General features: G+C 66.2%; 3 protein-coding genes and 2 pseudogenes. 2 read left to right on the forward strand and 3 right to left on the reverse strand.

Going from position 1 to position 11052, the window contains the following annotated elements; genetic code table 11:
• Positions 1-144: 144 nt before the first annotated feature.
• From ACFVWD_RS51645 to ACFVWD_RS51655, 3 genes and pseudogenes are all read right to left on the reverse strand, one after another.
• A pseudogene (locus ACFVWD_RS51645) lies at positions 145-460 on the reverse strand (ISKra4 family transposase); the annotation flags it as partial.
• 349 nt (positions 461-809) lie between these two features.
• A complete protein-coding gene (locus ACFVWD_RS51650; RefSeq protein ID WP_389605607.1) occupies positions 810-1547 on the reverse strand; it encodes a lectin in 738 nt (245 codons plus the stop codon).
• A 629-nt stretch (positions 1548-2176) separates the two neighbouring features.
• Positions 2177-2542 (reverse strand): annotated as a pseudogene (locus ACFVWD_RS51655) (transposase); the annotation flags it as partial.
• Positions 2543-3875: 1333 nt separating this feature from the next.
• On the opposite strand from ACFVWD_RS51655, the gene ACFVWD_RS51660 reads away from it, so the two are divergent.
• Complete coding sequence (locus ACFVWD_RS51660; RefSeq protein ID WP_389605593.1) at positions 3876-10277, forward strand: hypothetical protein; 6402 nt, start codon at positions 3876-3878, stop codon at positions 10275-10277.
• Positions 10278-10661: 384 nt separating this feature from the next.
• Positions 10662-11052, forward strand: a 391-nt coding sequence (locus ACFVWD_RS51665; protein WP_389605595.1) for a hypothetical protein, incomplete at its 3' end; no start/stop codon positions are given.

An 11052-nucleotide genomic window follows, 5' to 3' on the forward strand; every position in this document is an offset into this window, starting at 1 on the left:
ATCACCGAACCGACCCGGCCCGGGCGAGCGCCCAGTCACTTCCATGCCCTCTGCACCGCCACCAGCTGACCCCTGCAAGATCACCAACAGAGTCACGGTGTTGCACGTGGCGGGACACGATCTCGGCCCGGGACGGGGTGGGTGCTCGCCGCAGCGTCGCTCGACGGCTGCTGCGGCCTGGTCGAACGAGCCGCGCACCGCCTCCAGGACGGCCAGGCGCCACAGCCCCATCGAGTGCCGGCCGGCGGGCAGGGCGAGTTGCGCGTCGGTGACGTACACGTTGTGCAGCCCCTTCTGCCGAAAGGCCACCGCTCCACGCGGACCAGGCCGAACAGGCAGGCCAGACGGCGTGCGTGCGTGTACTCGCGATACGGACGCAGACACCCGTCCGGCGGGCCTGTGCCTCCTCGCGTACCGCGCGCAGGTCAAGGTGGTCCTGCATCAGCTGCCGCAGCAGCTCGCAGTTCGGCGGCGTTGGGAAGGGACGGGGTGCCCCGGCTGGGGCTGGTCCTTGCCGCGAAGGACGACGCCGGGCCGCGGCTGTGTCGTGGGTGTGGGGACCCGCTGATGCCGTCGGTGAAGGCGACGGCAGTGTTCCGTTCGACGTTGCGGGAGGCGCTGTTGGATGAGGTGCGAAATAGGTGTCGGCGCTGCCCTCCGTGGCGGCGATGCCCGCGAGTGTCCGGGTGAGGGCATCCGTGGAGGGCATACCGACTTGTGAAGAACCCTGCGCTCGTTCACGTCATGCGGGTGACGTGCCGCCGCTCTGCTGTCATACGACGATCACCCCCGCCCACCGGATGCCGATGTCAGTCCAGAACTTCCTCGACGACGACGATGTGACCGTCGTCCGGGTCGAGGCGTCCTCCGAGCCGATTGAACGCACTGTCCGTGAGGTCAAGGCACTTGGGTTCCTGAGGAGTCCACGCGTAGGTGCCCCGGTCGTTGATTCGGACCACCAGGGACTGTCCGTTGGCGACATTGGTCACCCGTACGCGGGTGCCGAACGGCAATTGCAGCTGACGGCTCAGCGAGGTCGCCGCAGTGTCGGCGTTGTTGTCGAAGAGGTCTCCGTTGGCCGTCAGCGCACCCGAGGGTTCCGGTCCGTAGTGCGTCGCCCAGCATGTGTTGGCCGTTTGCTCGGCACGGGGGGCGTTCCACTTCTGGTTGGCGCCACCGGAACAGCTCCAAATCTGAGCGGGGGTGCCGTTGGCGCTTTGGTAGTCGGTGACGTCGAGGCACTTGTCGGCCTGGGGATTGACGATGTCGTGTGCGGCGTTGACCGTCCACTTCTGGTTGGCACCGCCGGTGCATGTCCACAGCTGTACCTCGGCACCGTCAGCGGTGGAATCGTCGGTCACATCAAGACACTTGCCCAGGGCTCGGATGGTGCCATCGGTACCAATGGTCCACTGCTGGGTCGTGGTGCCGTTGCAGTCGTAGAGCTGGACAGGGGTGCCGTCGGCGGAGCTCGCCTGAGCCGCGTCCAGGCATTTGCCGGCGAGCCCGGTGATGGTGCCGGTCGTGGTCTGGGCCGGGGGAGCGATCGCGGCCTGAGAGGGTGTCGCGGTCGCGGTCTGCGGGGGAGGGACGGATGGGAGGGCCGCGGACGCATCCAACTGTACGTAGTCGCTGTTGCTCTTCTCTACCCGTGCCTTGGCGGGCGCTTTGGCCTCGGGCGTGGGCAAACCGGAGCAGGCGGCGAGGGAGACCAGCCCGGCCCCGGCCAGAATGGCGCCGATCGTATGGCTGACACGTATTTCCTGATTGCTGGATATCAAGTCGAGTACTCCGTGGCAGCGATGGCGAAACGGGTCCTGTCATCCCCGGCAACGCACAGGGTGTTCACCCGGTTCATCCAGCAGAGCGGCCGGACGCGCTTGCATCGGCCCATCTGGCGGTGACCGCGCGCACCAAGGCCCTCGCCGGCCCGGCTGACCGTTGCCGCTGGGGCGCGTCTCGAGTCGTGATCAATCTGCGGGATTCGCCGTCGCGGCGGGGCGGATCGGTAGATCGTCTTGCGTGACGAGAGCGCAACTGAACTGACGGTGAGTGGGAGTTCATCGAGCCGTACTTGCCGATACGGCCTGGTGACGGACAAACTCATCCGCCGCGGCGTCCACACCTCCGTCCAGGCCCTCGAATGAGGTTGATCCCCGGGGGTGGACACCGGGTTTCACGCGACGAGTGACAGCGTATGTGACGTGATCAATTGTTGTTCGTACTCGGCTGGCGCGAGGTAGCCGAGGGCGGAGTGACGGCGGCGCCGGTTGTAGTACGACAGCCACCTGAACAGCTCCAGCCGTGTCTGTGCCTTCGAGGTCCAGCGCCTTCCGTGCAGCAACTCGCACTTGAGGCCCTGGAAGAACGATTCGGCGAGGGCGTTGTCATAACTTGAGCCGACGCGGCCCATGCTGCGGCGGATGCCGTGCCGACGGCAGACCTCGGCGAAGGCGGCCGATCCATATTGCGCGCCCCTGTCCGTGTGGAAGACGACGCGGTGGACCTGGCCGCCGCGGGCGGCCACAGCCATCTCGATCGCGCTTCCAAAGCTCCCCCTCGCACCGCCCGTCGCGGGCAGCAGTCCGCAGACGTTCCGCGATCGCAATCAGGTTCAGGCGTGGATCGATTCGGCGCGCTCCACTGTCTTCGCGGTGGCCAAGCAGTCGACAGATGAGGGATTCGGGACCCACGGCTGGCAGCTCGCCTGGGCACTTGTGTACTACATGCAGCGACAGTGGGATTCCGGACCGAGTAAGTGACCGCACGAGCATGGGTGTGAACCCGAAGCCATGCTCGTGCGTTGATGGTTGATGGGATCAGTCGATTCCGTGAGCCGCCCGGCACATACGCCGCAGCGGATGGGTTGGTCCCTGGATGGCAGTCAAAGGGGACACCATGCTATGGATTACACCTCGTTCAGCTCCGGCCCCAACATATTTCTCCTCGCCTTCCGGTCAAGGGCCGACGCGGTCGCGGAGCCGGCGGGCCAGTTCCGGTATGGCCAGAGAGCTGACGAAGTGGTCGGCAGACTGGTACGTGGGCCTCGCAGGCGGCAGCGCCTCGGGTCGCCGTCCGGCTCTTGTGACCATGGCGGAACCGCCGATTCCGGTGGTTGCCCCGGCCGTTGAGGGCGACGGCTTCCCCGGCCCAGGGGCCGGGGACCTTTCGGCCTCGCACGCTGAGCGCAAGAGCATGACGGCTTTCGGACCCCCGGCCGATGAGCCGGCTGAGCTCTCCGAGGCGTACGGCAACGTGAGGTCACGCCGCGGCGCCGCGCACGCAAACTGCACGAGCCGGAAGCCGGTGAACGGCAAGACCCCGCTGCCGGGTTCCGGTGTGGTCGCCGAGAGCGCGACGCAGAACGGTCGGCACGGCACGGGGCAGACTCGACAGCGCCCGGTGCCGCCGCCGCACCCCACCGCCGATGCCCTCGCGCGCCGGACGGGACTCGCCGCGACGCCGTGCCCCTCTTTCGCTCGCCTGGGTGCCGGTCGGATACCGGGCCCCGGATGCACTACCAAGGCCGGTCTACGGTACCCGCACGTCACCGCCGGGGACGTGGACCGGACCAGCATCATCAGGCCGCAGCACCACAACTGCTCGGTACCGCAGGGTGAATGTTCGTCCACGCAGAGGGGACGGAAGGACACCGATGGAAGATACGGCAACAGGGAGGAGGTCAGGGAGAACAACCAGCACAGCACCTGCCGCCGCCGTTCCCGGGTCTGCGCAGTGGACCTGCTCTTGACGGAACAGCACCGTACGGTGCCCGTCCAGGCACGCGGCGTGCTGTGCTGCATGCCCCCGCTGGGGCAGCAACGGGGCGGCGAAGCCTGATGCCGGTGGACCGTCCGACAAGCAAGAGTCGCGCGGTGGACGGGACCGGGAACGAAGTCGCCGTCGAGGGCGCCGTCGGCAATGCCGGGCAGCGAGCAAGTGCGGCCTCCCAGCCCGTTGCGATCCCCGTACCTGTCCTGGGCAATCCACTGGACCTGGACCCCATGGTCCGCTCCTACGGTGTGCCCCGAAACGGGCTCCCCGACGTGTCGGAACTCATCACCGAGCTGAGACGACACGTGGCGCAGGCCGGCCACCAGGTGTCCGACGACGTCTGGGAGACGCTGCCGGAAAAGCTCCTCCCCAACTACCGCTATCTGCTGGGTGACGGGGAGGAGTCGACGCAGGGCGGGCTGGTGGTCCCGCTGGGACCGGTCGAGGCCCTGATCATCCTGGACCCGCAGCAGCCCCGTAAAGTGACCATCCCTGCGGCCTCGGCGGATTCGGCCTCCGGGGGCTGGGCCGCGGGCGAGACCCTTAACGCCAGCTTTCAGACAGGTGCGCACGTACAGTCACACTCCGGTACAACTGGTACGACCCGGGCCGCGGTGGGGGGGTCGTTCCCCCTTGGTGTGGTGCCTGTCCGGATCGGCGCAGGCCTGTCCATGGTCACCAACGAGTCCCAACGCACTACCCACCACATTGTCGACGCCGAGGCTGGGCATGTTGTGGACAGCCGGGAAGAGTCGACGCCTGTGGCGTACGTGCCCCACTGGTCGTTCAAGACACGTGCCAGCACGGGCCAGGAGTGGGCTTCGCTCGACGCACACCGGGTGACGGCCTCACCGGACGCCAGGCTGGTGCTGTGGCTGCCCAACCACTACCTGGGGCGGGCGCCGGGCGATCAGATTGTGTGGGATCAGGCCGACAGCAAGCGGGTGCCGACGGTCTTCTACGCCTCCGGGCTCACCCATCTGCCCGCCCTGTATGACGCGACGCTGAAGACGCTGCGTGCACAGGGCCTGAAGCTGGACATCGGGAGCACGCTCACCGACGAGCTGCGGCAGAAACTGTGGAATCATGACACTCATCTCGGCCAGGCCGTCAACGATGAGTACGGCTACCGCTTCGCCCTGCACGACAGCGGACGGCCCGTGGCCGTGATCGAAGTGCACTCGGTCCGGCAGCGGCTGAACGACAACACCGAGACGGCACGGGTCGGCGAGACCAGTAACAAAGCGCATATCGAAAATGTGCGGACGGCCATCGACGGCAACGGCGGCACCCATGCCCTGAACCACTCGAGCGCGCTGAGCGGAAGCGTTGCTGTGGACTTCGTTCCCCACGGAGTACCTGCACTCACACTGGGCGTCACCGCCGGCCCGAGCTTTACCTGGTCCAACTCCGACAGCCACAGCGCGGGTCGCACGGGATTGTCGGTGGTGGTGACCCGCTACACGGGCTACACCGGCGCGTACCAGGTTGCACTCGCACACTACGCCGACGTCGCTGTCCGGGGCAGTGATACCAAGGCCCGAACCGATCAGGTGAAGGGCCAAGCCCTGTTGCGTCTGCCCGAACCCGCAGCCTTCGCCCACGGATTCCCGGTGGACCGGGCTGCGCTCGGGAAGGGCCTCGACGACTCCCACCCCCCGGAGGCCCCCGCCGTATCCGCTGCGGGCGAGGGGTTGGCCGAAACGGGCGGCAGCGTCGAAGAGCCCCGGCGGACCACGAGGGTGAACGCCCGTCCGGAAGAGCTGCGCAATGCGGGCCGTCGCCCCGAGGACCCTCACATGAAAGCGCTGCCGGATCCCGTCGCAGACGGCAAGGGCATCGGGATGGGCCTGCCCGAGATCGAACAGCAGACCGTCGACGAAGTCTACGCCGCGATCCGGAGCGAGGTTGAGAAGTACGGCTTCCTGCCCCCGCAGGACAACCCGTTCAAAGGACACGGCCCAATGGACCATGGGCCCGACCTCGACAGTCGGATCACAAACGAGGCACTGCTCCGGAAGATGGTCTCCCGGCCTGGCTTCGAGTCGCATTGGAACCAGATGCACCAGGACGGGATGCGCTTCACCCTCCGCCGCCGCCGGGGCTTCGCGAAGACCGATTTCGACATCGACTCCGCCAGAATCACGATAACGGCGGGACCAAACTCCAAGAACCCTCCGAGGTTCAAGCGCAGCACCGACGAGTACCACTCGGTGAACCTGGCCATGGGCATGGACACCGCCGAGCAGTCGGTCGGCGGCGGCAGGAAGATCGCGTTCGGAGTGAAGTTCCGGGCGGCGCTCAGCAAACACTTGTTCGTAACTCCGGTGGGCGTGGAGATGCAACGCACCATCGGCGCCTCCAACGCTGTCGGTTCACTCAACAGCCGGCCCGAACTGCTTGAATTCGGGGGCACTACTGACGAGTTCGAAACGCCCACCGACATCACCGTAACCATCGAGTTCCAACACAGCGGCCTGCAGGGACGGTTGCGGCGCGGCACACGCAACCCTCGTCCGATCAGCCTTCTCGACCAGAAAGTGCTCGCCCGTGTCGTACCGCTGACCGGCGGCGTATCGCAACCTTCGGCGGTTGCCCCACCGCCACACATTCTCGACAACGCTGTCGTGTGCCACCTGGACACCACAGGCGTCCGCACGGCAGCGACCGACGCGCTGCGTGACCTCGTCGGCCCGTCCGCCGAGGCGGACCCCGCGATGAACTCCTTCGCCAGCAACATCGTCATGCGTGCGCACGCCAAGGAGATCTTCAACGGTGAATACACAACGGACCTGCCCTTCGCCTCGGGGATGTTCCGCGACACCCACGGCGCAGTGGACATCTCCGGCAGGATGGGGGAAGCGACCTTCATCGGCGCCACCGACAGTAAGTTCGTGCTCGGCAATATCAAGCTGTGGCTGGCGCAGACCGCCCACAAAGACACCTCGTCGTGGGGCATCAACTGGGGCCAGCTCGACATCAGTGCGGGTGACACGGGAGGGCCGACCGTCGAGACCGGCGGGATAGACCTCAGCCATTGGTGGCAGTGGAACACCTCGGCGGGCCACGGGCGGACCGGTGGCAAGGAGCTGATCCAACTCGACTTCCATCATGCCTACGCCTATTCCATGCCTGTGTCGTTCACCGCGAGCAGTCGGCAGGAGAAGCACGCCAAGCTGCTGCCCAGCAGCCATCGGGGGAGCCAACTGCCACTGGAAAACAAGAAGATGCACTTTTTGCTGTCCGAGCCGGAGGCACTGAGGCACTACGCCGACGGCACGCTTCCGGTCACCGACATCCAGCTGGCCGAGGCGCTCAGCCGCTGGCAGCAAGGAGAGCTGAGGCTCAGCGGCAATGTGGCAGCCGGCGTGCTCACCCGATGGACGACAGAGCGTCCTGACCTGCCTGGCACCGCCCGTCCGGCGCTGGCGCGGCTCCTGTCCCAACTGCACACCACCGGCGCCTCACCGGTGCTGGACCGTGCGGTGCGCGACAGGTTCAACGCGGCCTTCCCCGACGATGCAAGGGTGGATCCCCCAGCGGGCCGGGAAAGGGGGCTCCGTCTGCCCGAGTACCTGACACGTGAGGACCCCGGAGGCAAGGGCCTGGGCCACAGCGGCTTCACATCCCTGACCCATGACAACGGCAAGTCCACTTACCAGATCGTCAAAGAGGTCGTCGACAGGGCGGCACCGGGTCTGCTCGCCGCCGGAGCGGAGCTGTGGACTGCCGACGGCCGGGTCGTCGGCCGGATGCAGGGCGGCATCGACGCCCTGCAGGGGCTGCTGGCGCGGGGCCGGGACCAAGCCATGTGGCAAGACCTGCTCTCCGCGAACGGTCGCTCGTTCTACCTCGTCAACCCGATCGGCTGGGTGCTCTCCGACATCGTGGAGATCAACCTCTCCGACGTCCTGCACTTTCAACGGTTTGACGACTTCAAGCCGGGGACCGGCCTGGAGAACTACGGCCACGGCTACGTCAGTACGTCCGTCGGCCGTTCCAAGGACAACGTGCAGTCGGTCACGGTGGGAAAGCAGAGCGCGGGAAAGGCACACGGCTCGGAAACCGCTGCGCTGAAACTGTCCACGGGCCGGCACCGGGGCACCGACCGGGCGGAGACTGCGGTCAGCGAGCAGACCGTCTACGACTGGGGCGGCCACTACACGGCAAAATTCCGCCATCGTCTGACGGTGAAGGTCCGACGCATCGGTATGGGCGGACGCCCGCTCAATGACGTCCTGGCGAACTCCTACCGTGGCCTGACGGACCGAACCGAACCACTGACGGTCACCGAGCACGGCTCAATGGACCTCCAGGTGCCCAAAGGAATTGCCGAGTCGTCGCCCTTCGTAGGACCGTCCCCGCTGAGCTCCCCAATCCCACTGCCCCAGTGGCGCAAAGAAGAAGGATCCACCATCGTCGAGGTGATGATGGACGGCCTTCTGCCGGAGGCCCGACGGCTGCTGTCGAGGGCCTTCGGGCGGGAGGCTGGCGGTATCACCAAACGGCTGAGCGCCTCGCTGGACGTGCTCCTGTCGCGGTCCCACCTGACGAACCATCTGCAGGAGGCCACAGGCGCCGCGGGCTGCAAACTCGCCAAGAACCTGTTCATGGCGGGGCATTCCTCGAAACGCGCCACACTGTGGCTGCAGGGCGAGTTGTGCGACCTCGAGGTGATCGCCCCGATCGACGGCAGCGGCGCCGGCCGTTACACCAAGCACGAGAGCGGCACCACGGCGTTCAACTCCACTGACCTGTGGCGTAGGGAATTCAGCGTGTCGGGGTCCGGCACTGGAGGGCCCCACTGGCACACGGTGCCCTCGACTGGCGCAAACAGGGCCGACCCGGCGGGCCAGTCAAGCGGAAACACCGACAAACACCGCCGTGAGCAGTTCGTCAAGCCGCAGGGCCGTATGTACCTGGTGCGCATGCGCGCCCGGTGCACTTTGACCGCCGAATTGAAAAAGCACCACTGGTTCCGTAATTCGACCCCGCTCGGGAACTACCACAGCGACCCAGTCACAGGCGACCTATATGCCGAACTCTCAGAGGGAGTCGTCGACGACCTGCGTGCCCGGCTCAACGGGACGGAGAAGAAGACCGCCAAAGGACAACGCCCCTGGAACCCTCCCACCCGCACCGCCGCCCTCGACCTCGGCGCTCTGCTGGACGCCGCAGCGCAGGAGCCCTACGCGGACGTCTCCCGCGCTCACCTCTCTTTGGCGCGCACGATCCGCGCCAAGGTCGGCAAGGACGTTGACGGGCTGGCCCTGTCCGCCGACCCAGAAGACTTCACCCGACGTATCCGCCGCTCCGTGCTGCAATGGGCCCACACCCTGCGAGCCCAGGGGCGGTTCGCCCAACTCCCGCTTCTCCCGGAAGACAGCAAGGACCCCATCGGCGACGCGATCCGGTCGCTCAACAACATGCCTTTGCAGGGGCTGGCGCCGCAGGGGCCCCTGCAGCTCCCGCCGCAGGCGTCCCTGCTCAGCATGGACCCGGTGTACCTGGCACGGAATCTCGCACTCGAGATGAAGATGTGCGTCACCATAGACATCGCCCGCCCGGACGGGACGTCACGTCGGCAGTGGATAAGCCCGGACGGTCGTGTCCACGCCTTCGACCCCGCATCCTTCGACGAAGCGACACTGACGGCCGACGTCGCGCAGCAGAGCGGACTCCTCACGTCGGCATTGCGGCCGAGGGTGGACGCCCTCCAGCTCAGCGCCACCGACTTGGGTGCGCTGTACCGCACCTCCTGGACATGGCCCCGGACATTCGAACAGGCGGTTTCCGCCGAGGTCGACCAGCGTCTGGCCTCCCTGAGCCCGGAACTGCCGGAGCTCTTTGACCGGGCTTGCCAGGCCGACGGCCGCCATCGCCAGGAGCTGGAACGCCTGACGGAGGAGCATGCCACCGCTCAGCAGGCAGCCCACCGATCCAGCGAGAACATCGACAATGTCCGTAAGCGGCGGAACGAAGTGAATCAGAACATGAAAGCCATCGCTGAGGGCACGAGTGCCGACGCCGAGCAGCTCCTGAAACTCGACAGAGAGAAGCACAAGCTGGAGGCCGACCAAGAGAAGCTGGAGGAAGGCCTGCTGATCTTCCAAGAACACGAGAACGCGCTGGCCAGTCAAGTCCATACGAAGAAAACGCAGCTGCGCAACATCGCGAGTTGGTTCGACGAGGTGCGTGACCTCACTCGTCCCAACGTCGGCGGCCCGCAGGCCGAACGTGTGAACAATGCGATGGTCACCGGCAACGAGATGTTTGGTCCGCGCCCACCCACCCTCGCCAGCGTCGCACGGACAATTCCGGTACCGAGTCGAACTCGGCAGACGTCGATCCTGAACGAGGGGGGTGAGCTGCCGGCATTCCAGGCAGGGGAGGCTGACCGGGCGAGGCCGGAGGACTCAGGGAGCCCGGTGGCCGGGGCAGGTTCACCGGCGAGCGGCTCGATGGGGCGGGCCTGCGAGCCCGCGAGCCCGCGGAGCAAATAGCGGCGGGTTTTCGTCCAGTCACCGCCCTACCCGGCCAGGACAGCGTCCATCGGCCACATGACGAGCCATACCACCGGCTGCGTCCTGAACCCGAACCCGGATGGCGCACGTCGAGTAAGAGAAGGTTTCAGTCCTCGGAGTCGGCACGAAAGCGGTGCACGGCCTTGCCACCACGGAGACATGAACAACCACATTGCCCGATCCGAATTCCCCGCGCGGGCAACGGCCTGACACAGCAGCGAACGCCTCCATAACCCACCATGGATTCGCTCCAGAACGCGAGGAGATGCGCCCAGCTGAGAGCCTTGCCCGCGCGTCACCCCTTCTGTTCGCACGCCCCTAAGTCTCTATATGAACGAAGCACCCGGGACCAGGAGGAACATCATGTCCACGCCACCCCAGCCTGAGACACCTGACTATCACCGTAGTCTCGCCGAGCAACTCATCGCCATGGACTCCAGCCCATCCCCCACTGGAGAACAATTGATGGCCGCTGCCGAGATCATAGAGTTGGGCGAAGCGGACCGCCTGCAAGTCATCAAGGCGGTAGAGGAAGAGCTACAGAACAACGAGTCTTCGTACTTTACCAGAGAAATGCCCAATGTCGCCTCCCTGCTGCATAATGATAGGGAAACATGGCCGAAAAACTTGGGGTTTATTCAGCCCGAGCTGCAAGGCCAACCTCGCATCACGCAAGGATCGCCAAGCGTCGCTTCTGCTGCTGCCGCCGGGGCTTCCGGCGGTGCGGTAAGGACCGTAGCGCCGTCACAGAATT

The organism is Streptomyces sp. NPDC058086 (assembly GCF_042885015.1).
Taxonomy (GTDB): Bacteria; Actinomycetota; Actinomycetes; order Streptomycetales; family Streptomycetaceae; genus Streptomyces.